The sequence below is a fragment of the Type-C symbiont of Plautia stali genome (assembly GCF_059730935.1).
This window is the reverse complement of sequence record NZ_AP035923.1, coordinates 1,882,343-1,908,478: the sequence shown is the minus strand read 5'-3', so window position 1 is coordinate 1,908,478 and position 26,136 is coordinate 1,882,343. Positions and strand designations below refer to the sequence as shown.

Genomic DNA, 26,136 nt, shown 5'->3' with positions numbered 1-26,136 from the left:
GCTGCCGCACGCTGTGTCAGTTAACGTCAGAGCCGGCAAAGTATGGCAAAGCCGGACGTGCGCAATGCGTGAGTACGCAAACGTTTTCGTTTATACTGCGCGCGCATTTTGACTGCTAAGGTGAAATTATGACGACTCTCGGAACCGCGCTGCGTCCTGCCGCAACGCGTGTCATGCTGTTAGGTTCAGGTGAATTGGGCAAAGAGGTGGCGCTGGAGTGTCAGCGTCTCGGGGTGGAAGTGATCGCCGTCGATCGCTATGCCGATGCCCCGGCGATGCACGTTGCGCATCGAAGCCACGTCATTAACATGCTGGACGGTGACGCACTGGCGGCGCTGATTGCGCAGGAGCAGCCCCACTTTGTGGTGCCGGAAATCGAAGCCATCGCCACCGAAAAACTGCTGGAGCTGGAAGCGCAGGGGCAAAAAGTGGTGCCGACGGCCCGTGCTGCGCGTCTGACCATGAACCGCGAAGGCATTCGCCGTCTGGCGGCAGAAGAGCTGGCGTTACCGACCTCAACCTATCAGTTTGCGGATAGCAAAGCGCGTTTCGTCGCGGCCGCGCACGAGATCGGTTTTCCCTGCATCGTGAAACCGGTAATGAGCTCCTCCGGTAAAGGCCAGAGCTTCATTCGCGAAGCCAGCCAGCTGGATCACGCCTGGGATTATGCGCAGCAAGGCGGACGCGCGGGCGCGGGCCGGGTGATTGTCGAGGGCGTCGTGAAGTTCGATTTTGAAATCACCCTGCTGACCATCAGCGCGGTGGACGGCATCCATTTCTGCGCGCCAATTGGCCATCGTCAGGAAGACGGTGATTATCGTGAATCCTGGCAGCCACAGCAGATGAGCGAACTGGCCCTGCAGCGCGCGCAGGACATCGCCGCTAACGTGGTGAAAGCGCTGGGCGGTTACGGCCTGTTTGGCGTGGAGCTGTTTGTGTGCGGCGACGAGGTGGTGTTTAGCGAAGTCTCTCCGCGTCCGCACGATACCGGTATGGTGACGCTGATTTCGCAGGATCTCTCTGAGTTCGCGCTGCACGTGCGCGCCTTCCTCGGCCTGCCGATTGGCGGCATTCGCCAGTACGGTCCGGCTGCTTCGGCGGTGATCCTGCCACAGCTCGATAGCCACAACGTGCAGTTTGTGAATGTGGAAGCCGCACTTGGCGCCGGTTTGCAGCTGCGTCTGTTTGGTAAGCCGGAAATCGCCGGGCAGCGCCGTCTGGGTGTCGCGCTGGCGACCGGTGACAGCACCGATGATGCCGTGGCCCGCGCCATTGCCAGCGCCGCGGCCGTGCAGGTTCAGGGCTGATTGACCGGGTGGTGACGCAGCGCCATCACCACCCGCAAAAATTGACCGCTGCCGCGTTGCAGTTACGCGGCAGCGCTATTCGCGATCAGCGGGGTGAAGCCGCACCTGCCACTGCCTCACGCGCCAGCTGCGTAATGCGATCCCAGTCGCCGCTCTCCAGCGCATCGTTTGGCACCAGCCACGAACCGCCAATACACAGCACGCTTTTCAGCGCCAGATAGTCATGATAGTTGGCCGGGGAAATACCGCCGGTCGGGCAGAAACGCACCTGCGGGAATGGACCACCAATCGCCGCCAGCGCTTTGACGCCACCGTTAGCCTCTGCCGGGAAGAACTTGAACTCGCGCAAACCATAATCCATGCCGACCATCAGTTCCGACACGGTGCTGATGCCTGGAATCAGCGGCACCGGGCCTTCCACCGCCGCCTTGAGCAGTGGCTCAGTGAGCCCCGGGCTAATGACAAACTGCGCACCGGCGTCGGTCACTTCTTTCAGCTGCTGGGTATTGATCACCGTGCCGGCACCCACAATCGCTTCCGGGACTTCTTTGATCATTGCCCGCAGCGCATCCATCGCCACCGGCGTGCGCAGCGTCACTTCCAGCACGCGTACGCCACCTGCGACCAGCGCTTTGGCCATCGGCACCGCATGTTCCAGCTTGTTGACGACGATCACCGGCACAACCGGGCCGGTAGTCAGAATCTGTTCCGCACTCGTTTTCCAGTTCTTCATTACGTTTCCTCAGGAGAGACAGCCCAACGCGCGGTCCGGCTGTCAGAAAGAGAGCCCTACCATACAAGATCGGCCGGACGGACGTCTATTGGATATCATCAATTTTTGAAACCGCGGTTCATTTTTGAATGATTGCCTGGTGCGCATCATTTCGCATCGGTCTGCAGAGTCGCCATTAATGGCGACGAGGATAAACCCTGCTGACTGAAAACAAAACGCCCCTGGCGAGCAGCGCAGGGGCGTTATCATGAACTTCTCAGTCAGCGATGCAGGAGCGGTTATTCAAACTCGTTCCACGAACGGCCGTCGCGGGTGATCATCGCCACCGAGGCGACCGGGCCCCAGGTGCCGGCCTGATACGGTTTGGAGGCGTCGCCATCCGCATTCCACGCTTCAATAATTGAATCGACATAGGTCCACGCCGCTTCAACCTCATCGCGGCGCACAAACAGTGCCTGAATGCCGCGCATGGTTTCCAGCAACAGACGCTCATAGGCATCCGCCAGATGCGACTGATTGAAGGTTTCGGAGTAGCTCAGATCCAGCTTGGTAGTCTGCAGCTTGTGCTTGTGATCGAGACCCGGCACCTTGTTGAGGATCTCAATATCCACGCCCTCGTCCGGCTGCAGACGAATCGTCAGCTTGTTCTGCGGCAGTTCGGCGTAAGAGTCCTTAAACAGGTTCATTTCCGGGTTTTTGAAGTACACCACCACTTCTGAGCACTTGGTCGGCAGACGCTTACCGGTGCGCAGGTAGAAAGGCACGCCCGCCCAACGCCAGTTATCGATATCCACGCGGATGGCGACGAAGGTTTCGGTGCTGCTCTGCTTGTTAGCACCCTCTTCTTCCAGGTAGCCCGGCACTTTTTTGCCCTGCACAAAACCGGCAGTGTACTGACCGCGTACGGTTTTCTCGCGCACGTTGGTCTGGTCGATGCGGCGCAGCGAGCGCAGCACTTTCACCTTCTCATCACGAATCGCGTCAGCACTGAGATCGGACGGCGGCGACATGGCGATCATGGTCAGGATCTGCAGCAGGTGGTTCTGGATCATGTCACGCATCTGGCCGGCTTTGTCGAAGTAACCCCAGCGGCCTTCGATACCCACCTCTTCCGCCACGGTAATCTGCACGTGGTCGATGGTGCGGTTGTCCCAGTTATTAACGAAAATCGAGTTGGCAAAACGCAGCGCCAGCAGGTTGAGCACCGTCTCTTTACCAAGATAATGGTCGATACGGAACACCTGACTTTCATCGAAGAATTTACCGACGCTGTCGTTGATCTCCTGCGAGGTCTCCAGCGAGGTGCCGAGCGGCTTCTCCATCACCACGCGCGCTGGTTTGGCGTTGAGTTTAGCGGCGCCCAGGCCTTCACAGATGGCGCCAAAGGTGCTCGGCGGCATGGCAAAGTAGTTGATGGTGACGCGGTTTTTCTGATCCAGCATCTTGCCCAGTTTCGAGAAGTGCGAGGTGTCGTTAACGTCGAGGTTGCAGAAGTCGAGACGGCCGCTGAGTTTATCCCACAGCGCTTCGTCAATCTTCTCCTTCATGAAGGTTTCCAGCGCTTCACGCACCACTTTGGTGTAGGCCTCTTTGTCCCACTCCGCGCGACCCACGCCAATAATGCGCGTGGTATCGTGAATCTGACCGGCTTTTTCCAGTTGATACAGTGAAGGCAACAGTTTCCGGCGTGCAAGATCGCCTTTGGCACCGAAAATCACCAGATCGCATGCCTGGGCTGTTTGTGTTACCGCCATTTTCCTCTCCTCGTTGCAGGATATACCCGGCCTGAGCGTCCTCATCCTGCCGGGTCCTTATTGTAATTTTCTTACAGCACAATGTACTTTTTTCACCGCGCCAGGACAACCCGGCTGCGGTCGGTTACAGGTGATTATCCTGCACCGCCGGGTCGCATTTAACGTGTTGCGAAGTGCGCTAACGCGCCTTTTTCTGTTTCGATGTTTGTCGGGCGAAAACCCGGCAGCGATCAAAGTATGACAAAAAAAGCGCGGTTACATTTGTCCGCCGCTGCGTACGTCAGGCTATTACACGGTATATTCCGCATAATTGGCAGCGATTTCACGCACGGGTGAACGCAAAAAAAGTGATTGATGGTCATCGGGTTAACAACATGCTGGATCAAATACAGGCGCAGCTGGCCGCGCTGAGCAAATCAGAACGCAAAGTGGCAGAACAGATTCTGGCCGCGCCGCAGCAGGCGATGCACTCGAGCATTGCCACGCTGGCACAGGCGGCGCAGGTCAGCGAACCGACGGTGAACCGCTTCTGTCACCGCATGGGCACGCGCGGCTTTCCCGATTTCAAGCTGCAGCTGGCACAGAGTCTGGCCAAAGGACCGAGCTGGGTCAGTCGCGATGTCGAAGAAAATGACAGCGTAGAACGCTACAGCCACAAGATTTTTGATTCCGCGCTGGCGGGACTCAGCCGCGTGCGTCAGCAACTGGATATGCAAGTGGTGGCTCAGGCGGTGCAGGCATTCTCACAGGCGCATAAAGTAGCCTTCTTTGGTCTTGGCGCCTCGGCGGTGGTGGCGCATGATGCCACCAATAAATTTCTGCGTTTTAATCTGCCGGTCATCTGGTCCGAGGATATTGTGATCCAGCGCATGAGTTGCATAAATAGTGGACCAAATGACGTGTTTGTTCTGATATCGCATACTGGCCGCACCAAAAATATGATAGAACTGGCTCGCCTGGCGCGTGTAAACGCTTCCACCGTGCTGGCTATCACCTCGCCTGGATCGCCGCTGGCTGAGGAAGCCACGCTGGCGCTGACGCTGGATGTACCGGAAGATACCGACATCTATCTGCCGATGGTTTCCCGCCTGGCGCAGCTCACCGTGGTTGACGTGCTGGCAACCGGTTTTACCCTGGAGCGCGGTACCGCTTTCCGCGAGAATCTCAAACGGGTAAAAGAGGCGCTGAAAGCGTCGCGCCTCGAAAAGCCGGCGACGGAATCACGCGCACAGCAAAATAATTAACATCACATTCACAATGTGAGTCGAATCACAGCCCCTCGATCATATAGAATGAGTGACCATTGCGTGTCACTTGTGATCGACACGATACTTTGTCAACGGAGTCCTTCATGTCCAGACGTCTCAGAAGAACCAAGATCGTTACAACCCTCGGCCCCGCCACCGATCGCGACAACAACCTCGAAAAAATCATCGCGGCGGGCGCTAACGTTGTGCGACTCAATTTCTCCCACGGCACCCCGGAAGATCATCAACTGCGCGCCGATAAAGTGCGGCAGATTGCGGCCAAACTCGGTCGCCACGTCGCCATTCTTGGCGATCTGCAAGGCCCTAAAATTCGCGTATCAACCTTTAAAGAAGGCAAAGTTTTCCTCAATGTCGGTGACCGCTTTCTGCTGGATGCCAACCTGAGCAAAGGCGAAGGCGACAAAGAGAAAGTCGGTATCGACTATAAAGGCCTGCCGGAAGATGTGGTGCCGGGCGATATCCTGCTGCTGGACGACGGTCGTGTGCAGCTGAAGGTGCTGGAAGTTCAGGGGGTGAAAGTCTTCACCGAAGTGACCGTCGGCGGCCCGCTCTCCAACAATAAAGGCATCAACAAGCTCGGCGGCGGCCTGTCGGCTGAAGCGCTGACCGAAAAAGATAAGCTGGATATCATTACCGCGGCGAAAATTGGCGTCGACTATCTGGCGGTCTCGTTCCCGCGTAACGGCGAAGACATGAACTACGCACGCCGTCTGGCACGCGATGCCGGCTGCGACGCCAAACTGGTGGCAAAAGTGGAACGCGCCGAAGCGGTGGCAACGCAGGAAGCGATGGATGACATCATCCTCGCCTCCGACGTGGTGATGGTGGCGCGTGGCGATCTCGGCGTGGAAATTGGCGATCCGGAGCTGGTGGGCATTCAGAAAGCATTGATTCGGCGTGCGCGTCAGCTGAACCGCACCATCATTACTGCTACCCAGATGATGGAGTCGATGATCACCAATCCGATGCCGACCCGCGCGGAAGTGATGGATGTGGCAAACGCCGTGCTGGACGGCACCGATGCGGTGATGCTGTCGGCGGAAACGGCGGCCGGTCAGTATCCGGCGGAAACCGTGTCGGCGATGGCGAAGGTTTGTCTCGGCGCGGAAAAAATTCCAAGCGTGAACGTATCCAAACACCGCCTGGACGTGCAGTTCGACAATATCGAAGAAGCGATTGCCATGTCGGCGATGTACGCCGCTAACCATTTGCAGGGCGTGTCGGCCATCATTACCATGACCGAATCTGGCCGTACCGCACTGATGACGTCGCGTATCACTTCCGGTCTGCCGATCTTCGCAATGTCACGTCATGAACGTACCCTGAACCTGACCGCGCTGTACCGTGGCGTGACGCCGGTGTTCTTTGACAGCAACAACGATGGTGTCGCCGCCGCGCACGATGCAGTTAATCTGCTGCGCGACAAAGGGTTCCTCGTCTCCGGCGACCTGGTGATTGTCACCCAGGGCGACGTTATGGCGACCACCGGCACCACCAACACCAGCCGTGTCCTGCGCGTAGACTGAGTTTTACGCACCTTCTGACAGCGGCTGTAACAACATGGACAAACGCGACTGCCTGGCAGTCGCGTTTTATTTTTCACTGACAAGGAGGCCAGATGGCCCGCTATCAACCCATCAGTCAACTCACCGGGCGCGTGCTGCTGTTTCCGCTCGCGCTGGTGCTGTTTGAGTTCGCGACCTACATCGCCCATGACATGATTCAGCCCGGCATGCTGCTGGTCACCGCCGAGTTTAACGTCGGCCCGGAATGGGTATCCACCTCACTCACTGCCTATCTGATGGGCGGCGTGGTGCTGCAGTGGCTGCTCGGTCCGCTGTCGGATAAATATGGCCGGCGTCCAGTGTTGCTGTTCGGCATTCTGTTCTTTGCCGCCGCCTGTGTTCTCACCACCTGGGTGAGCAACATCGAGCAGTTCGTTACGCTGCGCTTTATCCAGGGCATCAGCCTGTGCTTCATTGGCGCAGTAAGCTATGCCGCAGTGCAGGAGGCGTTTGACGAGGCGTTAGCTGTGCGCATGATGGCGCTGATGGCTAACGTGGCGCTGCTGGCACCGCTGGCGGGTCCGCTGGCCGGTGCCGCCTGGCTAACGGTGGGCGAATGGCGCAGCATGTTCTGGCTGTTTGCGGTTTGCAGCCTGCTGGCGTTTGTGGTGCTGTGGCGCATCATGCCGGAAACCGCCGGCGATCGCAGCCACTCCATTGCGTTACCGAACCTGGCGCGCGGCTACGGACGGCTGACGCGCGATAAGCAGGTGATGTACGGCTCCTTCGCTATCGGCCTGGTGTTCATCCCGATTCTTACCTGGGTGGCGCTGTCGCCGGTGATTCTGATGCATGAAGAGGGCTTATCCCGCCTGCAGTATGCATTGCTGCAATTACCGGTGTTTCTGGCGATGATCGCCGGTAACCTGACGCTGGGCAAACTGGCGGGACGCGTGGCCATCGAGCAACCGGTTAAATTTGCCGCCTGGCCGATTCTGCTCGGCCTGAGCATCGCGCTGGTGGCGAACCTGCTCAACAGCCACAGTTACCTGCTGCTCACCGCCGGCCTTAGCCTGTATGCGTTTGGTGCCGGGATGGTCAACGCCGGGCTGTACCGGCTGACGCTCTATTCCAGCAGCGAAGGCAAAGGCAGCATCGCCGCGATGCTGGGGATGATCAGCATTCTGACGCTGGCGGCAGGGATTGAAGTGGCAAAAAGCGGTTATTTCAGCGGCGGTACGCCGTGGTTCAGCGCGATCAACTTCGTCGCCGGCGTGTTGTGGTTTGGCCTGGTGACGCTGTTCCTGCGCGAGCGCAAGCGGCGCAGTCGCCTGACGAGCGTAGAATAAGTGATGATGAACCGTGCCGGGCGGCACGGTTCAGCGCGCGTTAGCTATTTACGCGGGTACAAATCCTTTCGCGCGTAAGGCTCAATATCCCCTTCTTTACGCGTCTTCAGCAGTTTGAGAATCCACGTGTACTGCTCCGGATGCGGACGCACGAAGATTTCCACCTCTTCGTTCATGCGCCGCGCCAGCGTGGTGTCATCGGCATCCAGCAAATCGTCCATCGGCGGGCGCACATAAACCTCCAGCTTGTGCGTCGCGCTGTTATACACCGGGAACAGCGGCACTACGCGCGCACGGCATACTTTCATCAGACGCCCGACCGCCGGCAATGTCGCTTTATAGGTAGCAAAGAAATCGACAAACTCGCTGTGCTCAGCACCGTGGTCCTGGTCCGGCAGATAGTAGCCGTAATAGCCCTGACGCACCGAGGCGATAAACGGTTTGATGCCGTCGTTGCGCGCGTGCATGCGGCCGCCAAAACGGCGACGCACAGTGTTCCAGATATAATCCATCAGCGGATCGCTTTGATTGTGGAACATCGCCGCCATCATCTGACCTTCCGAGGCCAGCAGCATCGCCGGAATATCCACGCCCCAGCCGTGCGGCACGAGGAAAATCACGTTCTCATGATTCTCCTGCAGCGCCGTGATGATCTCGCGGCCGTGCCACTCAACGCGCTGGCGCACGCGTTCAGGATTACGCATCCCCAGCTCGGCCATCATCACCATCGCCTGCGGCGCGGTGGCAAACATACGATCAGCAATCTCTTCGCGCTGCGCTTCGCTGAGCTCCGGCAGGCAATAGTAGAGATTGATCAGCGCACGGCGGCGCGCACTTTTCGCCAGCTTGCCGGCAAACTTACCCAGCCCGCCCAGCACCGGATCGCGCACCCTGGCCGGCAGCATCGCCATACCGGCCAGCGCACCAATCGCCAGCCAGCTGCCCCAGTATTTCGGCTTTAAAAAAGAACGTTGAAAAACGGGAATAAACTCACTGTTATTTTTTTTTCGGGTTTCCATGCACTCGCCTCTGACAATGACGGCTCAATAATAGTGACGGCAGGTAATTTTGCAATCTTCACAGGCCAGATAGCAAAAAACCGACGAAGAATCCGTCGGTTTTTGCGCGTTTGCCCGGAAATTAACGTTATTTCAGCGTCAGCTGTGGCAGATAACTCTTCACCTGCGCCAGATAGGTGCTGCGATCTTTACCAGTCAGCCCTTCCATGCGCGGCAGCTTCGCCGTCAGCGGGTTGACCGCCTGGTTGTTGATCCACACTTCATAATGCAGATGCGGTCCGGTGGAGCGACCGGTGTTACCGGAAAGCGCGATGCGATCGCCGCGTTTCACTTTCTGTCCCGGTTTCACCAGCGCTTTGCTCAGATGCATGTAGCGGGTCATGTACTGGCGACCGTGACGGATCGCGACGTAGTTACCGGCGGCTCCGCCGTTTTTCGCGATCACCACTTCGCCATCGCCGACAGCCAGCACAGGCGTACCAATCGGCAGCGCAAAATCGACGCCTTTGTGCGGCGCGATGCGCCCGGTCACCGGATTCAGGCGGCGCGGATTGAAGTTTGACGAGACACGGTACTGCTTGACCGTCGGGAAGCGCATGAAGCCACGCGCAAGACCGGAGCCGTTGCGGTCGTAGAACTTGCCGTCTTCCGCGCGGAACGCGTAGTAATCTTTACCGCCGGTGCGCAGCCGCACGCCGAGCAGCTGGCTCTGCGCACTTTTACCGTCCAGCATCTCGCGCGACATCAGTACGCTAAAGTCATCGCCGGCGCGCAGTTTGCGGAAATCCATCTGCCACTGCATGGCTTTAATCACGCTGCTGGTTTCGGCGCTGGTCAGGCCGGCGCGCTGGGCGCTGGCGGCGAAACTGCCGCGCACTTCGCCTTTCAGGACGCTGTTCTGCCATTCACCCTTCTGCATCTCCTGCTGCATCTTAAAGCTGCCGTTCGGCTGACGCGCATAGGTGCGGGTTTCACGCCGATCGATCTCCCAGGTGAAGTCCTGCAGCGCGCCATCGGCATCCAGCGTCCAGCTCAGCTGCTGTCCCACGCGCAGATTACGCAAACTCTTGTCGCTGCTGACCAGCGCGTTGATGTCACCGAGATCGATACCGTACTGATTAAGCGCGCTGCTCAGCGTATCGCCTGAGGAAACGGTGTAATCATGCTGATCGGGATTGACCGGCACGTCTTTGTCGATGTCATCCGACGGGATCTCGTCTTCCGGCTCCGCCGTGGTTTGATCGATCGGTTCACTGGCTTCCGGCAGCAGCGTGCGCAGCTCGTTTTTGTCCAGCGTGATGTCTTTCACGATGGGCGCAACATCGCGGGGATGATAGACGTAAGGCCGCCAGACAGCGACGGCCAGTGTAACAACGGTGAGTGACCCCAGCATAACGCGGTGGGGGCGCGGCAAATTATTAAATGCGAGGGCGACAGAGCGGGCTATCTGCTGCACTTTTACCTATTCCTCTATGCTCCATTCAGGCAGCTCGCATACTGGCTTGACAGCTGTGAGAGGAATTTCACGTAGCTGTCTTTGGTTAAGCTGATTCCCATGCCTAACGGGTCGAGGGTGCCTTTACGCACGCTGGTTCCGCGAGACACGGCATCGATGACCGCCGGCCTGAATTGTGGTTCAGCAAAAACGCAGACTGCTTTCTGCTCAACCAACTGTGTTCGTATTTGATGTAAACGCTGGGCGCCCGGCTGGATCTCAGGATTGACGGTAAAATGACCTAATGGTGATAAACCGTAATGTTTCTCAAAGTAGCTGTAAGCGTCGTGAAAAACGAAATAACCCTTGTTCCGTACCGGCGCGAGTTGTGCGCCAATCCGTTTGTCTGTGTCCGCCAATTGTGCCTCAAACTGCTGCAGGTTGGCGTCAAGTTTGGCTTTGCTTTGCGGCATAAGTTCCAATAATTTTCCGTGGATTGCAACAGCAGATTGTTTCGCAATCTCCGGCGACATCCACAGGTGCATATTAAACTCGCCGTGGTGATGATGAGTATGAGACGGGTCCTGGTTCTCAGAATTGTCTGAGTCATGGTCGTGATCGTGACCGTGCTCATGTTCGTCCTCATCTTCACCACCGCTAATCAATAGCGGTTTTACGCCAGGCAAGGCGGCAATTTCAAGGTTTTTACTGGCCGGTAACTCCCCGGCGGACTTCGTCAGAAAGGCTTCCATCTCCGGACCGGTCCATACTACTAAGTCAGCGTTTTTAATACGTTTTACATCGGATGGCCGTAAGGCATAATCGTGCTCTGAGGCACCGTCCGGCAGCAATACTTCAACCGGCGTAATGCCATCGGCAATGGCGGCTGCGATAAATCCGAGAGGCTTGATTGAAGCCACCACCGCAGACTGCGCGGAAAACGTGGTGGCGAGGCCGATCGCCGCCGCAGAAAGGGTAAAAGCCAGGCGCTTTTTATTGTGTAACATAATGCGTCATTCCATCGTGACCAGGTGATGGAATGTGATATTATAACATTCGAAATTCAATGCAACCCGTAAATATCATGTCGTCACTTGTTACACTCGAAAACATTTCGGTGAAGTTTGGCCAGCGCGCGGTGCTGGCAGGCATCAGCCTGTCGCTGCAGCCGGGCAAAATTCTCACCCTGCTGGGTCCCAATGGAGCCGGCAAGTCCACGCTGGTGCGCACGGTACTCGGCCTGCTCGCGCCAGACAGCGGCAGCGTCCGCCGCGCGCCGGGGCTGCGTATTGGCTATGTGCCGCAAAAGCTGCACATCGATCCGACGCTGCCGATCAGCGTTGAGCGCTTTATGCGTCTGACGCGCGGCAGTCGCCGTGATGATATTTTGCCGGCGCTGAAGCGGGTGCAGGCCGGCCATCTGCTGCAGTCACCGCTGCAAAAACTGTCTGGTGGCGAAACGCAGCGCGTGCTACTGGCGCGCGCCCTGCTCAACCAGCCGCAGCTGCTGGTACTGGACGAACCGACGCAGGGCGTGGATGTGAACGGCCAGGTGGCGCTCTACGACTTGATCGATCAACTGCGACGCGAGCTCAACTGCGGCGTGCTGATGGTGTCGCACGACTTGCATCTGGTGATGGCAAAGACCGACGAAGTACTGTGCCTCAACCATCACATCTGCTGTTCCGGCACGCCGGAAGCCGTCTCGCAGCACCCGGAATTTATCGCCATGTTTGGCCCGCGCGGCGCACAGCAGCTGGCGATTTACCGCCATCACCATAATCACCGTCACGATTTACAGGGACGCATTGTTCTGCGCAAAGGAAACGGCCCGTCATGATTGAACTGTTATTACCCGGCTGGCTGGGCGGTGTATTGCTGGCCCTGGCGGCCGGTCCGCTCGGCTCTTTTGTCGTCTGGCGCCGCATGTCCTATTTCGGCGATACCCTCGCCCACGCCTCTCTGCTTGGCGTGGCGTTTGGTCTGCTGCTGAATGTGAACCCCTATTATGCGGTGATTCTGGTCACTGTCTGTCTGGCGCTCGGGCTGGTGTGGCTGGAGCGACGCCCGCATCTGGCGATCGATACGCTGTTAGGGATTATGGCGCACAGCGCGCTGTCGCTGGGTCTGGTGGTGGTCAGTCTGATGCAGGGCGTGCGCGTTGATTTGATGGCCTATCTGTTTGGCGATTTGCTGGCGATCACCCCGGACGATTTGTCGCTGATGGCGGCCGGCGTGGCAATCGTGCTGGTGGTGATGGCGTGGCAATGGCGTTCGCTGCTGTCGATGACCATCAGTCCGGAGCTGGCGCAGGTGGACGGCGTAAACATTCAGCGTACCCGCCTGATGCTGATGCTGGTAACCGCGCTGACCATTGGTGTGGCGATGAAATTTGTTGGCGCGCTGATCATTACTTCACTGCTGATCATTCCGGCCGCCACGGCGCGACGCTTCTCGCGTTCGCCAGAACAGATGGCCGGCTTTGCGGTGCTTATCGGCATCATAGCCGTCACCGGTGGCCTGACCTTCTCTGCCAGCTACGACACCCCGGCCGGTCCGTCGGTGGTGCTGTGTGCTGCGGTACTGTTCATTATCAGCATGGCAAAAAAACCGGCGGCGTGACGCCGGTTACTCTTCGCGGCTGATGCCGAAATGCTTATAGGCGTGCTGCGTGGCCATCCGGCCGCGCGGCGTGCGCTGAATAAAGCCCTGCTGGATCAGGAAGGGTTCGATAACGTCCTCAATGGTTTCACGCTCCTCACCAATCGCCGCCGCCAGATTATCCAGCCCCACCGGACCGCCCATAAACTTGTCGATGATCGCCAGCAGTAGCTTGCGGTCCATATAGTCGAAGCCCTGATTGTCCACATTGAGCATATCCAGCGCGCTGGCGGTCACTTCGCCACTCATGTTGCCGCTGGCGCGCACTTCGGCGAAGTCACGTACACGGCGCAGCAGGCGGTTGGCGATACGCGGCGTACCGCGCGCGCGGCGCGCCACTTCCAGCGCGCCCTCTTCGCTCAGCGTCAGCCCCAGGCAGGCGGCGCTGCGTCCGACGATGTGCTGCAGATCCGGCACATTGTAGAACTCCAGGCGCTGCACAATCCCAAAGCGATCGCGCAGCGGTGAGGTGAGCGAGCCTGCGCGGGTGGTAGCGCCAATCAGGGTGAACGGCGGCAAATCCAGTTTGATCGAGCGCGCTGCAGGTCCGTCACCGATCATGATATCCAGCTGATAATCTTCCATCGCTGGATACAGCACCTCTTCCACTACCGGCGACAGGCGATGAATTTCATCGATAAACAAGACGTCGTGCGGTTCAAGGTTGGTGAGCATCGCCGCCAGGTCACCGGCCTTTTCCAGCACAGGACCGGAGGTGGTGCGCAGATTGACGCCCATCTCATTAGCTACGATATTGGCCAGCGTGGTTTTGCCCAGCCCGGGCGGACCAAAGATCAGCAGGTGGTCCAGCGCATCGCCGCGCAGTTTGGCGGCCTGGATGAAAATCTCCATCTGCTCTCGCACCTGCGGCTGCCCGACATACTCCGTCAGCAGTTTGGGGCGAATCGCGCGGTCGAGGCTCTCTTCCTCAGTGAATGAACTGCCCGAGACCAGGCGGTCGGCTTCAATCATGCATTACCTCAAATAGCAGCGCGCAGGGCTTCGCGAATCAGGGTTTCACAATCCGCATCTGGTTTGCCAACCTTGCTGACCATACGGCTGGCTTCCTGCGGTTTATAACCCAGCGCTACCAGCGCCGCAACTGCTTCAGCCTCGGCGTCGTTGTTATCCTGCTGTGCCGACGGCGTGGTCAGGGTAAACGCCGAGTCGCCGCCAAACAGGTCGCCGTGCATGCCTTTGAAGCGATCTTTCATCTCAACCACCAGACGCTCAGCGGTTTTCTTGCCCACGCCCGGCAGCTTTACCAGCGAGGCGATCTCTTCGCGCTCCACCGCCGTGACAAACTGCTGCGCTGACATGCCGGAAAGAATCGCCAGCGCCAGTTTGGGCCCGACGCCGTTGACTTTGATCAGCTCACGGAACAGCGCCCGCTCCTGCTTACTGTTAAACCCGAACAGCAGCTGCGCATCTTCCCGCACCACAAACTGGGTGAAGATAATTGCTTCCTGGTTGATGTCCGGCAGCTCGTAAAAGCAGGTCATTGGCAGGTGCACTTCGTAACCCACACCGTGCGCCTCAATCAGCACCAGCGGCGGCTGTTTTTCCAGAATAATGCCTCGTAAACGACCAATCACCTGAGCAATTCCTTAGTGTATGTGTAAGCGTCTGAATCATCGGCCTCCTGCCACACCGCGCTCAACCGCGCGCCTGCTGGAGGTAAAATGTCGGCTATGTATATCATAAAAAAGGCTGGATGCATATCCAGCCTATTGAATGGCCACGCTTTTGCTAACCGGATCGCAAACGTCCGCGCGTCAGCACCAGTTTGCTGTCGCTCATGCGCGCCGCATTCTGGCTGACGTGGCAATGGGTGATGGCGATGGCCAGCGCATCGGCGGCATCCGCCTGCGGATTGGCCGGCAGTTTGAGCAGCGTGCGCACCATGTGCTGCACCTGGCTTTTTTCCGCGCTACCGATGCCGGTTACCGTCTGCTTCACCTGACGGGCCGCATACTCAAACACCGGCAGATCAAGGTTGACTGCTGCGACAATCGCCGCGCCACGCGCCTGCCCCAGCTTGAGCGCCGAATCCGCGTTCTTCGCCATAAACACCTGCTCAATGGCGAAGTAATCCGGCGCGAACTGGGTGATGATTTCGCTGACACCAGCGTAAATCAGTTTGAGGCGGGAAGGCAGATCGGTGACGTTAGTGCGGATACAGCCGCTGCCCAGATAGCTGAGCTGGCGGCCGGTCTGGCGGATGACACCGTAGCCGGTGACGCGCGAGCCGGGGTCAATCCCGAGTATTATCGCCATAGCGCGTCTCCGTAGTGCGAGGGTTTGCGTAACGCCATTACAGCGTTTCCGCTACCTCATCAGAAATTTCACCGTTGTGGTAAACTTCCTGCACATCATCACAATCTTCCAGCATGTCGATCAGACGCAGCAGTTTAGGTGCCGTCTCGGCATCCAGTTCCGCTTTGGTGGATGGAATCATCGACACTTCGGCGCTGTCGGCTTTCAGGCCGGTGGCTTCCAGTGCATCGCGCACGCTGCCCAGCTCTTCCCACGCGGTAAAGACGTCAATCGCGCCATCGTCATAGCTCACGACGTCTTCTGCACCGGCTTCCAGCGCCGCTTCCATCACGGCATCTTCGTCCTGGCCTGGCGCGAAGGAGATCACACCCTTCTTGCTGAACAGGTAAGAGACCGAACCGTCGGTGCCGAGGTTGCCACCGGTTTTGCTGAAGGCGTGACGCACTTCGCCCACGGTACGGTTACGGTTATCACTCAGACACTCCACCATGACCGCAGAGCCGCCCGGACCGTAACCTTCATAGATGATGGTTTCCATGTTGCTGTCATCTTCACCGCCGACGCCGCGCGCGATAGCACGGTTCATGGTGTCACGCGTCATGTTGTTGGACAGGGCTTTGTCCATCGCTGCGCGCAGACGCGGGTTGGAGCCGGCATCGCCACCGCCCAGCTTGGCCGCTGTCACCAGCTCGCGAATGATTTTGGTGAAGATTTTACCGCGCTTGGCGTCCTGAGCCGCTTTGCGGTGCTTCGTATTCGCCCATTTACTATGTCCAGCCATCTTACATATTCTCCGATCTTTAACAGGGTGCAGGCTATCTTGCTGGCAATCTTGTTCCCCGGCAGTGCGCGCAATCCTCACGTACTCATGTACGCTCCGGTTGCTGTGCGCTGGCGGTGAACAACCTTGCTGCGCCGATGACGCCTGACTGTTCTATTTTAGCGGTGCAAATCTTTCGACTTACACCGTATGTCTGTAATTTAACGATAAAACCACCGGAAAAACGCGCGGTGGCGGGCATTCAGATAAATTCGTCGATTGCCTGACGATTACTCCACGAGCGGGTTAGTGCGGCGGCGGCGGCCGGTGTCAGCCACTGGGCGGCGAGGTGCTCGCTCAGCAGTGGCTGGCGTTCGGCGGGCAGCGCCAGCCGGAACCAGTGTTCCCGGTTATGCGTGATGCCCGGCGCATAGCGATGGCGGTAGTGCGGAAAGATCTCAAACTCAATCTGTTTGTGGCAATCTTCCAGCACCAGCCCCTCTGCGGCGATATCAATCGCCAACTCTTCAGCCACTTCGCGCTGCGCTGTTTGCGCCGGCGTTTCGCCCGGCTCCAGGCTGCCGGTAACCGACTGCCAGAAGCTGGGATCATCGCGCCGCTGCAGCATTAACACCCGGCCGGTATCTTGCGCAAAAATCACCACCAGCACCGATACCGGGTGTTTATAGCCCATTATTTCGTCTCTGGAGTGACTTTCTTCGGCGCGATCTGGATACCGAGATCCGCTAGCGCCGCCGGATTGGCTTCGCTTGGCGCTTCAGTCATCAGACAGGCCGCCGCGGTGGTTTTCGGGAACGCAATCACATCGCGGATATTGTCGGTGCCGGTCAGCAGCATGGTCAGACGGTCAAGACCGAATGCCAGACCTGCGTGCGGCGGGGTACCGAACTTCAGCGCATCCAGCAGGAAGCCAAACTTCTCACGCTGCTCTTCTTCGCTGATGCCCAGAATGCTAAACACCGTCTGCTGCATATTACCGCTGTGGATACGCACCGAACCGCCGCCCACTTCATAACCGTTGATCACCATATCGTAGGCGTTAGCCACCGCCTGCGTCGGATCGGCCGCCAGCTGTTCCGCCGTCAGCGCTTTTGGCGAGGTGAACGGATGGTGCATCGCCGCCAGGCCGCCCTCGTCGTCCTCTTCGAACATCGGGAAGTCAACCACCCACAGCGGGGCCCAGGCTTTATCATTGGTGATTTGCAGGTCACGGCCCACTTTCAGGCGCAGTGCACCCAGCGCATCCGCCACCACTTTGGCACGATCGGCGCCGAAGAAGATCAGGTCGCCGTCCTGCGCGTCGGTACGCTGCAGAATAGCTTCAACGATCTCTGGCGTCAGGAATTTGGCCACCGGGCTCTGCACGCCGTCGAAACCGCTTGCGCGCGCATTGATCTTCATCCACGCCAGACCTTTGGCACCGTAAATGCCGACAAAGCTGCCGTATTCGTCGATTTGCTTACGCGTCAGCGCGGCACCGCCCGGCACGCGCAGCGCCGCAACGCGCCCTTTCGGGTCGTTTGCCGGGCCGGCGAACACCTGGAATTCAACGCTTTTAAGCAGGTCCGCAACGTCCACCAGCTCCATCGGGTTACGCAGGTCTGGCTTATCGGAACCATAGCGGTTCATCGCTTCGGCGAAGGTCATCTGCGGGAAGTCACCGAGGTCGACGCCTTTAATGTCCAGCCACAGTTCACGGATCATCCGCTCCATCACGCTGCGCACCTGCTCAGCGCTCATGAACGAGGTTTCCACGTCGATCTGGGTGAACTCCGGCTGACGGTCTGCACGCAGGTCTTCGTCACGGAAGCATTTGACGATCTGATAGTAGCGGTCAAAACCAGACATCATCAGCAGCTGTTTAAACAGCTGCGGTGACTGCGGCAGCGCGTAGAATTTACCTTTGTGCACCCGGCTCGGCACCAGGTAGTCACGCGCGCCTTCCGGCGTGGCTTTGGTCAGCATCGGGGTTTCGATGTCGAGGAAGCCTTCACCGTCCATAAAGCGGCGCACGAAGCTGGTAATTCTGGCACGGGTTTTCAGACGCTGCGCCATTTCCGGACGACGCAGGTCGAGGTAGCGATACGTCAGACGCGCTTCTTCGCTGTTGGTCTGGTTAGAATCCAGCGGCAGCGGTTCTGCGCGGTTAATGATGTTCAGCTCATGGGCGAACACTTCGATGTCACCGGTTGCCATGTCGCTGTTGCGGTTTTTCTCTTCACGCGCACGCACAGTACCGGTGATCTGGATACAGAATTCATTACGCAGTTCAGACGCCAGCTGGAAAGCCTGCTGATGATCGGCATCGAAAAACACCTGCGCGATGCCTTCGCGGTCACGCATATCGATAAAAATCAGGCTGCCGAGATCGCGACGGCGATTGACCCAGCCGCAGAGAGTAACTTGCTGACCCACATGAGACAGATTGAGCTGTCCGCAATATTCTGTACGCATAACGTATCCTTTTAACTTCGCCGCTGCTGCCAGACAGCATCAGGCCGCGTAACCTTCTGAGATGCTGCCGCAAAAAAGGCGGCTATTATAATGGAAAATGGCAGGCAGGATAAGCAGATCCCGCGCAAAGCGGACAAATCGTCAGCGTTTGCCGCGCGATCGGTTCCTGCCCGTGGCAAAACCAGGTAACGTACGGCGCATTTTCCGCGCCACAGCAGGCAGGAGCAGTTTTGACACTTCGTATTGGATTACCACAATGGCAGCACGCCAACTGGAAAGTATTGGGTATCGAAACCCTGGCGGATTACGCCCGGCTGTTCGGCTGCGTCGAAGGCAACACCACGCTTTACGCGCTGCCCAAACCCGAAGTAGTGCAGCGCTGGTATGACATGACTGACGACGCCTTTCGCTTCTGCTTTAAATTTCCTGACACCATCAGCCACAAAGCGGCGCTGAAGAACTGCGATGAGCTGGTGAATGAATTTCTGCGCCTGCTGGATCCGCTCAGCCAGCGCATCGGTCAGTACTGGCTGCAGCTACCCGCCGCCTTTTCACCGGCGCAGCTGACAGATTTATGGGCGTTTCTCGATCGCCTGCCGCGCAGCTTTCACTATGGCGTTGAAGTGCGCCATGCGGCCTTTTTTGCCAAAGGCGAGGCCGAGCGCGCGCTGAATCGCGGCCTGCATCAGCGCGGGGTTAATCGGGTGATTCTCGACAGCCGTCCGGTGCACGCCTCTGCCTCGCTCAGCCCGGCCGCCGTGCATGCGCGCGCGCAAAAGCCGCGCGTGCCGACGCACGCGGTGCGCACTGCCGGTCAGCCGATGGTGCGCTTTATCGGCAGCGACAGCGTGGAGGAGAGCCTGCCGCTGTTTGATGTCTGGCAGCAAAAACTGGCGGACTGGCAGCACGACAGCGACCCGCTGCTGTTCATCCACACGCCGGATATGGGCGCGGTGTTTCCGCTGCTGCAGGCGCTGTGGCCGCAGCTGCAACAGCTGGAGCCGACGCTGCGCCCGCTCCCCGCCTGGCCACAGCAATCCAGCCTGTTCTAAACGCAGGGAAACGGGTGCAGCCTGCGGCAGTTTCTGCCAGAATAGCGCCCTTTCCGTTTTCTCTCCGGATAATTCATTATGTCTGACCGCGATACGCTATTCTCCGCGCCCATCGATAAACTGGGCGACTGGACCTTTGACGAGCGCGTGGCTGAAGTCTTTCCCGATATGATTCAGCGCTCGGTGCCGGGTTACTCCAACATCATTTCGATGATTGGCATGCTGGCAGAACGCTTTGTGCAGCCCAACAGCCAGGTTTACGATCTCGGCTGCTCGCTGGGCGCGGCCACGCTGGCGGTGCGCCGCAATATTCAGGCACCGGGTTGCCAGATTATTGCCGTCGATAATTCGCCGGCGATGGTGGAACGCTGCCGCCGTCACATCGACGCCTTCCGCGCCGCTACGCCGGTGCAGGTGCTGGAAGCGGATATCCGCGATGTCCACATCGAAAACGCCTCACTGGTAGTGCTCAACTTTACCCTGCAGTTCCTTGAGCCGGACGCGCGCCTGACGCTACTGCAGAAAATCGCCGCCGGCCTCAATCCGGGCGGTGCGCTGGTGCTGTCGGAAAAGTTCAGCTTTGAGGATGCCGACGTCGGCGAACTGCTGTTCAACATGCACCACGACTTTAAGCGCGCCAACGGCTACAGCGAGCTGGAGATCAGCCAGAAGCGCAGCATGCTGGAGAACGTGATGCTGACGGACAGCGTGGAAACGCATAAGGCCCGCCTGAAAAGCGCCGGCTTTGCCCATGCCGAATTGTGGTTCCAGTGCTTTAACTTTGGCTCACTGGTGGCGTTGAAATGATTGATTTTGGCCGTTTTTATCAGCAAATCGCCACCGGCCCGCTCGCCAGCTGGCTGGAAGTGTTGCCGGCGCAGGTCGCCGCCTGGCAGCGTGAAAACCTGCACGGACATTTTCGCAACTGGGAGAAGTCGGTCGACAATCTGCCGCTGCTGGTGCCGCAGCAGCTCGATCTGCTGCACAGCGTCAGCGCGCAGCATGACGCGTTAACCGATCGCCAGCGCGCCGGCATCGAAAAGCTGCTGCGTAACCTGATGCCGTGGCGCAAAGGGCCGTTTTCGCTCTACGGCTGCGACATCGACACAGAATGGCGCTCCGACTGGAAGTGGGACCGCGTGTTGCCGCATATCTCTTCGCTGGCCGGTCGAACCGTGCTGGATGTAGGCTGCGGCAGCGGTTATCACATGTGGCGCATGATTGGTGCCGGCGCGCAGCTGGTGGTCGGTATCGATCCGATGCAGCTATTCCTGTGCCAGTTCGAAGCGGTACGTAAGCTGCTGGGTGACGATCGCCGTGCGCATCTGCTGCCGCTGGGCATTGAACAGCTACCGGCGCTGCAGGCGTTCGATACCGTGTTCTCCATGGGCGTGCTCTATCACCGACGTTCGCCGCTCGACCATCTGCTGCAGCTGAAAAATCAGCTGGTCAGCGACGGCGAACTGGTACTGGAAACACTGGTGATTGAAGGCGATGAAAACGCGGTGCTGGTGCCGGGTGAACGCTATGCGCAGATGCGCAACGTTTACTTCATTCCGTCTGCCGCGGCGCTGAAAAACTGGCTGGAGAAGTGCGGTTTTGTTGATGTGCGCATCGCCGATTACGCCATCACCTCGGTGGAAGAGCAGCGTCGCACCGACTGGATGACCAGCGAATCGCTGGCGGAGTTCCTCGATCCGCACGACAGCAGCAAAACGATTGAAGGCTATCCCGCCCCGCTGCGTGCCGTGCTGGTGGCGCGCAAACCGTAACGCTTAACGCCGCGACAGCGCCAGCTTCGCGGCGAAACCAATAAACACGCAGCCGGTCAGGCGATCCATCACTTTTAACACTGCCGGACGGCGCAGATGACCGGCAAAGTACTGGCTGCCGCTAATCAATACCGCGTTCCACACTAAGCCAATCACCATGTGGGTGAGCGCCATCAGCGTGCACCACAGCGCCACCGATCCGCCGGCCGGGATAAACTGCGGCAGGAAAGTGACGTAAAAGACCCCGACTTTGGGATTGAGCAGGTTACCGGTCAGGCCACGCGCAAAGCAGGTCAGATAGCGCTCTTCCCGCTTTTGCCCCTCCTGCCCGCTGGCCACCGTGCTGCGCGGGTTAAGCAGCAGTCTGACGCCGAGATACAGCAGGTACACGGCACCGATGCCTTTCAGCAGGTTATAAGCCATTTCCGAAGCCAGCAGCAGCGCGCCTAAGCCCAGCCCGACCGCCACGCCCCACACCAGACAGCCGAGCGTAACGCCCAATGCCGTCGCCGAGGCACGCTGCCAGCCCTGCGCAGCCGCCGAACGCAGCACCAGCGCGGTATCGAAGCCGGGCGTCAGCGTAAGCAAGGTAATGGCGAAAAGGAATGAAATAATCAGTGTCATGATGGGCTCCCGGGTTGTGCACAGAACAGCATACGCGACGGCGCATCAATTGTCCGTCGCCGGACGATCCCAGTACTGATATTTGTAGGCCGAACTCAGATGCCGCTCAATGGTGCCTTTGGCAAACACTTCGGTCTCATGCAAATAGCTCAGCGTGCAATTGCCCACCTCGTCCCACAGCTGGCACTCATCCACCGAGCGCAAAGTGCTGACCGGCGTGGTCGAGGTGCCGTGCAGCCGCAGTTCGCGCCACTGATTATCGTAGCTGTAGGTATCTTTACTGCGCGCGCTGGTGGATGCCACCACCAGCCCCTGCGGATTCCAGCGCCAGTTATTCTCGCCGTTAGTCAATTCATCGCTGCCGCGCGCAATACTTTTTTCCAGCCGGAAGTGTTTATCGTAGCGGTAAGTGGTATCGGTAAAGCCCTCTTTCCCCATGCTGGTAAATTTGTCCGAGGCGCTGATGATGTTGCCGTGTTGCCCCATCTGCCAGCTAATGGTGCCCTGCCGGTTATCCACCACCTCCTCTTTGCCCGCGCGGGTCACTTTAACCAGATAAGCATAGTCAGCCACCCAGCCGCGCTGCACGCGCGCGATATGCTGCTCCATGCTCAGCACCACGTTGCCTTCGCTTTTGTCATAGGTGATGTCAGCCACCATCAGATCGCCGCACTGGTCAAACTGCCCGAGCACGCGCTTCTGCGAGTTGACGTCTTTACCAAACTCCCCGGCCACCACCTGGCGCACCGCGCCTTTGGCGTCGCCACCCAGCATAATCCAGTTGTTGCTGCTGGTGATGTTTTTGCTCAGCGGCGGGCAGGTGCTGCTGGCGGCCAGCGCCGCGCCGGCAACGGGGAACAGCAGAATCACAACAGCATAAGGGAGGGATTTCATCAGCGTTATCCGCGCGTTAAGCCATAGAGTAATCAAAGCATCTTTTTCACCAATGCGCTATTCATGGCGAAGCGGCAGACAAAAAGAACCCCAGCAAGGAACTGGGGTTTGGTACTTGCAAACATCACGTCAGGTTTTCGGCGTGCTGCGCGGCAAAATTGGTACGGGTCAGGCGACCCGGTCAACGCTCATCTGCATCATGCTCTTCATGGCTTCGACGACATCGCCATCGACACAGGAGCGGCTGAATTCATCGGTTTCCGCTTCAGAACACATCGAGACACCGGCTTTACGGTAGCGCATCGGTGACGCGACGGCACGGCTGGCGGAGCTGTGGACTTCCTGCAATCCGCTGTCGAGGAACTTTTGCAGATTGCTGAGGCGCACGCCTGCCCCTGCCATAATGATTGGACCGGTGCTGTGTTCATTTAGTTCCCGTAATAATGCAATTCCGGTTTCAGCGCTCTGCTGCTGACCGGAAGTCAGAATGCGGGCGATCCCTAAATCAGTCAGCACCTCCAGCGAACGCTTCGGGCTGTGACACAAATCAAAGGCGCGATGGAAGGTCACCGCCATGCCGTCGCACAGCGCCATAATCTGCTGCATGCGTACCGTGTCGACGTGCGCATCTTCGTCCAGCATGCCAATCACCAGGCCAGGAAAACCCAGCTCGCGAATGCGCGCCACGTCCGATTTCATCACCTCAAATTCGCGTGCGGTGTAACAAAAATCGCCGCCGCGCGGCCGCACGATCGGGTGGACCGGAATGGTCAGTTCACGTTGTGCGGCTTTCAGCATACCCGCCGAAGGTGTCAGTCCGCCTTCACGCGGAGCACTGCACAGCTCCACGCGATCGGCACCGGACGCCTGCGCAGTCATTGCGCAGTCGATGCCATAGCAACAAATTTCCAGTTTCGTCATACCTTGCTCCTTTTCATGACTGCTGGCTCGGGAGGAGTGCATCAGTTAGTCTGCTCATTCAGACAGTTTACGTGGAAAGCGCACTATGGCATTCGATTTTGATCAAGGGATAGACCGTCGTCACAGCGATAGTTTGAAATGGCACAAATATGGTGATCGCGATGTGCTGCCTTTGTGGGTTGCCGACACCGATTTTCGCTCGCCGCCGTGCATCATTGAGGCCATTAAACAGCGTGCTGATCACGGTGTATTCGGCTACGGCGCGACGCCGCACGGTTTGATTGATATCACTATTTCCCGCTTAGCCCAGCGCTATGGCTGGCAGATTGAGCCGGAATGGATTGTGTTGCTGCCGGGCGTGGTAAGCGGACTGAATTTATCGGTCCGGGCATTTACCGAGTCGTCGCAGAGCACCGTGGCACCGACGCCAATTTATCCGCCGTTTCGCGCGGCGGCGCGGCTGGCGCAGCGCGCTCAGGTCAATCTGCCATTGCAATTGCAGCAGGATCGCTGGGTGATGCAGCTGGATGACAGCCAGATGCAGGGCAACGAGCGCCTGCTCATGCTGTGCAATCCGCAGAATCCGGGCGGCACCGTCTACCGCCGTGATGAGCTGGAGGCGCAGCTGGCCTTTGCCCAACGCCACGATTTGCTGGTGTGCTCCGATGAAATCCATTGTGACCTGCTGTTAACGCCCGGCGTACAGCACATTCCGTTTGCCTCGCTGAGCGAAGATGCCGCCCAGCGCAGCATCACCCTGATTTCGCCGTCTAAAACCTTCAACATCGCCGGGCTGGGTGCGTCCATGGCCATTATCCCTCATCCCGAACTGCGGAAACGCTTTAAGCAGGTGCGTGAAGGCATCGTACCGGGCGTGGATATTCTGGCGCTGGTGGCGGCGGAAGCCGCATGGCGCGGCGGTGATGCATGGCTGGCGGACCAGCTTGCTTACCTGCGCGCCAATCGTGACTGGCTGGTGCAGCAGGTGAATGCGCTGCCGGAACTCAGCATGGTCGCGCCAGAGGCCAGCTATCTCGGCTGGATTGACGCCAGCCAGCTGGATGTTGCCAGCCCGGCGCTGTATTTCGAAAAACACGGTCTCGGTTTCTCGCCGGGCCGTGATTTTGGCGACGATCGCTTCGTGCGCTTCAACTTTGGCTGCACGCACGCCACCCTGCAGCAGGCGGTATCGCGCCTGCAGCAGGCGGTGGCAGCGCGGCGCTAAGCCTGTTCGCTGGCAACGATCTCCTCCAGCCGCCATGGATGAAACTTGATGGTAGTTTGCCCGTCCGTCACCGCTAAGGTCGGATTGGGCAGACGTTCATTTTCACCCTGCGGCGTGCTGGTTTTAAACGCGATGCCCGGCTGCGTCAGCGCCTCGTCTGCCAGCAACGCCATCGCACGCATGCCCAGCGTTTCCGGCTCGCCGCGCAACACAATTTCCACATGCTCCCAGCCTTCATGGCGATACAGCTTCTCACCGGGCCACGGCAGCTCGATCACATCCACCTGCCAGCCCGCGATGCGCAGCGGCTGATGCAACTTAAACAGGCAGATCGGCCGTCCATTAATCATCGCTTCGGAAAACTGCTCGCCGATTTGCATTAACCCGGCTTTCCAACGTTCTGCCGTGGCGAACTGGTGACAGCGCACCGCCACGTGGTCCGCCTCGTGCTGCGTGAGGTCAAGACCGAGGCGTGCCGCAAAGTGTTGCAAAGCCTGTTCAAATCGGGACAGGTCTTGTTTTAAGTCACTCAGTTCTGAAGGAAAATCCAGATTCATACGTTAAATACCTCAAACTCAGTTCAGATCTTTTAATCAATAAAAAAACAGGGCTGCCGCAGCTTTCGCTTGACAAAATGCTCGGATTCATCCGATTTCACGCCAAAAACCTTCAAAAACCGCATAAATCGCCCCTCTCTTTCGGATTAATCGCGTAATCAGGTCCACACGTTACTTTATAAAAGCGCCTTAACCAACTGTTATTATTAACAATAGTTAATACAATGAGATAACTCTTATTTACCCGTCAATCAATTGCAGTAGCTGACCCTTTCTTATAAATTTGGGTTTCACAACTACAAGGAATGGCCCTATGTCTATGCTCATTGTTGTCGCGGTCCTGATAGCCTTGATGGGATTTGCAATTTCCCGCCACTGGAAGGTGCGTGAAGACAAAAGCGTTAAAAATCCCCGTCGCCACCCGCGCCGCCGTTAACCGGCGCGCGGGCCTGCGTCCAACGGCAGCCATAACCGATTGCTGACGCACCCCAACATTTCACGTATACTTCCCCTCTTATTTTTTCCGTCCCGACACGCACGCGGGATGA

At 58.3% G+C, this 26,136-nt stretch carries 26 protein-coding genes; 11 read left to right on the top strand and 15 right to left on the bottom strand.

Annotated elements, in window-relative coordinates:
* Positions 1-128 precede the first annotated feature (128 nt).
* A complete protein-coding gene (gene purT / locus AC6I7J_RS08905) occupies positions 129-1,307 on the top strand; it encodes a formate-dependent phosphoribosylglycinamide formyltransferase (RefSeq protein WP_031280195.1) in 1,179 nt (392 codons plus the stop codon).
* Between the two features lie 85 nt (positions 1,308-1,392).
* Here the strand turns inward: purT and AC6I7J_RS08900 are convergent, their stop codons facing one another.
* Together AC6I7J_RS08900 and zwf are read right to left on the bottom strand one after the other, a co-directional pair.
* The gene (locus AC6I7J_RS08900; protein WP_058771226.1) at positions 1,393-2,040 is read right to left on the bottom strand and encodes a bifunctional 4-hydroxy-2-oxoglutarate aldolase/2-dehydro-3-deoxy-phosphogluconate aldolase; all 648 of its coding nucleotides are present in this window, start codon (positions 2,038-2,040) and stop codon (positions 1,393-1,395) included.
* A gap of 278 nt (positions 2,041-2,318) precedes the next feature.
* Positions 2,319-3,794, bottom strand: coding sequence for a glucose-6-phosphate dehydrogenase (gene zwf, locus AC6I7J_RS08895; RefSeq protein WP_021509979.1), 1,476 nt, complete (start codon positions 3,792-3,794; stop codon positions 2,319-2,321).
* A gap of 374 nt (positions 3,795-4,168) precedes the next feature.
* Between zwf and AC6I7J_RS08890 the strand changes: the two genes are divergently transcribed.
* The 3 genes from AC6I7J_RS08890 to AC6I7J_RS08880 all read left to right on the top strand — a co-directional run bounded on the left by AC6I7J_RS08890 (position 4,169) and on the right by AC6I7J_RS08880 (position 7,916).
* Positions 4,169-5,038, top strand: coding sequence for a MurR/RpiR family transcriptional regulator (locus tag AC6I7J_RS08890; protein WP_498007174.1), 870 nt, complete (start codon positions 4,169-4,171; stop codon positions 5,036-5,038).
* 107 nt (positions 5,039-5,145) lie between these two features.
* On the top strand, positions 5,146-6,588 hold the full coding sequence (pyk, locus tag AC6I7J_RS08885; protein WP_021509977.1) for a pyruvate kinase: 1,443 nt from the start codon (positions 5,146-5,148) through the stop codon (positions 6,586-6,588).
* A 92-nt stretch (positions 6,589-6,680) separates the two neighbouring features.
* Positions 6,681-7,916 (top strand): MFS transporter, encoded by a 1,236-nt coding sequence (locus AC6I7J_RS08880; RefSeq protein ID WP_127834161.1) that lies wholly within the window; start codon positions 6,681-6,683, stop codon positions 7,914-7,916.
* Positions 7,917-7,960: 44 nt separating this feature from the next.
* Here AC6I7J_RS08880 and lpxM read toward each other — a convergent pair whose 3' ends face one another.
* The 3 genes from lpxM to znuA form a co-directional block, all read right to left on the bottom strand.
* Entirely contained in the window at positions 7,961-8,935 is a 975-nt protein-coding gene (gene lpxM, locus AC6I7J_RS08875; protein ID WP_498007173.1) for a lauroyl-Kdo(2)-lipid IV(A) myristoyltransferase, read from the bottom strand.
* 127 nt (positions 8,936-9,062) lie between these two features.
* Positions 9,063-10,391 (bottom strand): murein DD-endopeptidase MepM, encoded by a 1,329-nt coding sequence (mepM, locus tag AC6I7J_RS08870; protein ID WP_031280193.1) that lies wholly within the window; start codon positions 10,389-10,391, stop codon positions 9,063-9,065.
* Between the two features lie 14 nt (positions 10,392-10,405).
* Complete coding sequence (gene znuA / locus AC6I7J_RS08865) at positions 10,406-11,377, bottom strand: zinc ABC transporter substrate-binding protein ZnuA (protein ID WP_058771223.1); 972 nt, start codon at positions 11,375-11,377, stop codon at positions 10,406-10,408.
* Positions 11,378-11,454: 77 nt separating this feature from the next.
* Between znuA and znuC the strand changes: the two genes are divergently transcribed.
* Entirely contained in the window at positions 11,455-12,210 is a 756-nt protein-coding gene (znuC, locus tag AC6I7J_RS08860; protein WP_031280192.1) for a zinc ABC transporter ATP-binding protein ZnuC, read from the top strand.
* Positions 12,207-12,992 carry a zinc ABC transporter permease subunit ZnuB gene (gene znuB / locus AC6I7J_RS08855; protein ID WP_127834164.1) on the top strand — a complete coding sequence of 262 codons (786 nt, stop codon included), beginning with the start codon at positions 12,207-12,209 and terminating at the stop codon, positions 12,990-12,992. The genes znuC and znuB overlap by 4 nt, the downstream gene beginning before the upstream one ends.
* 6 nt (positions 12,993-12,998) lie before the next feature.
* Here znuB and ruvB read toward each other — a convergent pair whose 3' ends face one another.
* From ruvB to aspS, 6 genes are all read right to left on the bottom strand, one after another.
* Positions 12,999-14,003 (bottom strand): Holliday junction branch migration DNA helicase RuvB, encoded by a 1,005-nt coding sequence (gene ruvB / locus AC6I7J_RS08850; RefSeq protein WP_498007172.1) that lies wholly within the window; start codon positions 14,001-14,003, stop codon positions 12,999-13,001.
* Between the two features lie 8 nt (positions 14,004-14,011).
* Positions 14,012-14,626, bottom strand: a complete 615-nt coding sequence (ruvA, locus tag AC6I7J_RS08845) for a Holliday junction branch migration protein RuvA (RefSeq protein WP_021509969.1) — start codon at positions 14,624-14,626, stop codon at positions 14,012-14,014.
* A gap of 154 nt (positions 14,627-14,780) precedes the next feature.
* Positions 14,781-15,308, bottom strand: coding sequence for a crossover junction endodeoxyribonuclease RuvC (gene ruvC / locus AC6I7J_RS08840; protein ID WP_021509968.1), 528 nt, complete (start codon positions 15,306-15,308; stop codon positions 14,781-14,783).
* A 37-nt stretch (positions 15,309-15,345) separates the two neighbouring features.
* Entirely contained in the window at positions 15,346-16,089 is a 744-nt protein-coding gene (locus AC6I7J_RS08835; RefSeq protein WP_021509967.1) for a YebC/PmpR family DNA-binding transcriptional regulator, read from the bottom strand.
* Between the two features lie 241 nt (positions 16,090-16,330).
* Positions 16,331-16,762: a dihydroneopterin triphosphate diphosphatase gene (gene nudB / locus AC6I7J_RS08830; protein WP_058771222.1), complete on the bottom strand. Its 432-nt coding sequence runs from the start codon at positions 16,760-16,762 to the stop codon at positions 16,331-16,333.
* The gene (gene aspS / locus AC6I7J_RS08825) at positions 16,762-18,543 is read right to left on the bottom strand and encodes an aspartate--tRNA ligase (protein ID WP_059009762.1); all 1,782 of its coding nucleotides are present in this window, start codon (positions 18,541-18,543) and stop codon (positions 16,762-16,764) included. Before aspS ends, nudB begins: the two co-directional genes overlap by 1 nt.
* A 230-nt stretch (positions 18,544-18,773) precedes the next feature.
* Between aspS and AC6I7J_RS08820 the strand changes: the two genes are divergently transcribed.
* The 3 genes from AC6I7J_RS08820 to cmoB all read left to right on the top strand — a co-directional run bounded on the left by AC6I7J_RS08820 (position 18,774) and on the right by cmoB (position 21,367).
* Complete coding sequence (locus tag AC6I7J_RS08820; RefSeq protein ID WP_058757508.1) at positions 18,774-19,595, top strand: DUF72 domain-containing protein; 822 nt, start codon at positions 18,774-18,776, stop codon at positions 19,593-19,595.
* 78 nt (positions 19,596-19,673) lie between these two features.
* Positions 19,674-20,402: a carboxy-S-adenosyl-L-methionine synthase CmoA gene (gene cmoA / locus AC6I7J_RS08815; RefSeq protein WP_021509963.1), complete on the top strand. Its 729-nt coding sequence runs from the start codon at positions 19,674-19,676 to the stop codon at positions 20,400-20,402.
* A complete protein-coding gene (gene cmoB, locus AC6I7J_RS08810) occupies positions 20,399-21,367 on the top strand; it encodes a tRNA 5-methoxyuridine(34)/uridine 5-oxyacetic acid(34) synthase CmoB (RefSeq protein WP_021509962.1) in 969 nt (322 codons plus the stop codon). The genes cmoA and cmoB overlap by 4 nt, the downstream gene beginning before the upstream one ends.
* A gap of 3 nt (positions 21,368-21,370) precedes the next feature.
* Here the strand turns inward: cmoB and AC6I7J_RS08805 are convergent, their stop codons facing one another.
* From AC6I7J_RS08805 to cutC, 3 genes are all read right to left on the bottom strand, one after another.
* Positions 21,371-21,991 carry a LysE family translocator gene (locus AC6I7J_RS08805; protein ID WP_058757506.1) on the bottom strand — a complete coding sequence of 207 codons (621 nt, stop codon included), beginning with the start codon at positions 21,989-21,991 and terminating at the stop codon, positions 21,371-21,373.
* Between the two features lie 45 nt (positions 21,992-22,036).
* Positions 22,037-22,885: a hypothetical protein gene (locus AC6I7J_RS08800; protein ID WP_498007171.1), complete on the bottom strand. Its 849-nt coding sequence runs from the start codon at positions 22,883-22,885 to the stop codon at positions 22,037-22,039.
* Between the two features lie 168 nt (positions 22,886-23,053).
* Positions 23,054-23,806 (bottom strand): copper homeostasis protein CutC, encoded by a 753-nt coding sequence (gene cutC / locus AC6I7J_RS08795; protein WP_498007170.1) that lies wholly within the window; start codon positions 23,804-23,806, stop codon positions 23,054-23,056.
* Positions 23,807-23,891: 85 nt separating this feature from the next.
* Here cutC and AC6I7J_RS08790 point away from each other — a divergent pair, with 85 nt between their 5' ends.
* Complete coding sequence (locus AC6I7J_RS08790) at positions 23,892-25,031, top strand: MalY/PatB family protein (protein WP_125310396.1); 1,140 nt, start codon at positions 23,892-23,894, stop codon at positions 25,029-25,031.
* On the opposite strand, the gene AC6I7J_RS08785 is transcribed toward AC6I7J_RS08790, so the two are convergent.
* Complete coding sequence (locus AC6I7J_RS08785) at positions 25,028-25,588, bottom strand: VOC family protein (RefSeq protein ID WP_141495350.1); 561 nt, start codon at positions 25,586-25,588, stop codon at positions 25,028-25,030. The two genes, AC6I7J_RS08790 and AC6I7J_RS08785, sit on opposite strands and share 4 nt — an antisense overlap.
* Before the next feature lie 313 nt (positions 25,589-25,901).
* Between AC6I7J_RS08785 and AC6I7J_RS08780 the strand changes: the two genes are divergently transcribed.
* The gene (locus tag AC6I7J_RS08780; RefSeq protein ID WP_007889544.1) at positions 25,902-26,024 is read left to right on the top strand and encodes a hypothetical protein; all 123 of its coding nucleotides are present in this window, start codon (positions 25,902-25,904) and stop codon (positions 26,022-26,024) included.
* The last annotated feature ends 112 nt before the right edge of the window (positions 26,025-26,136 follow it).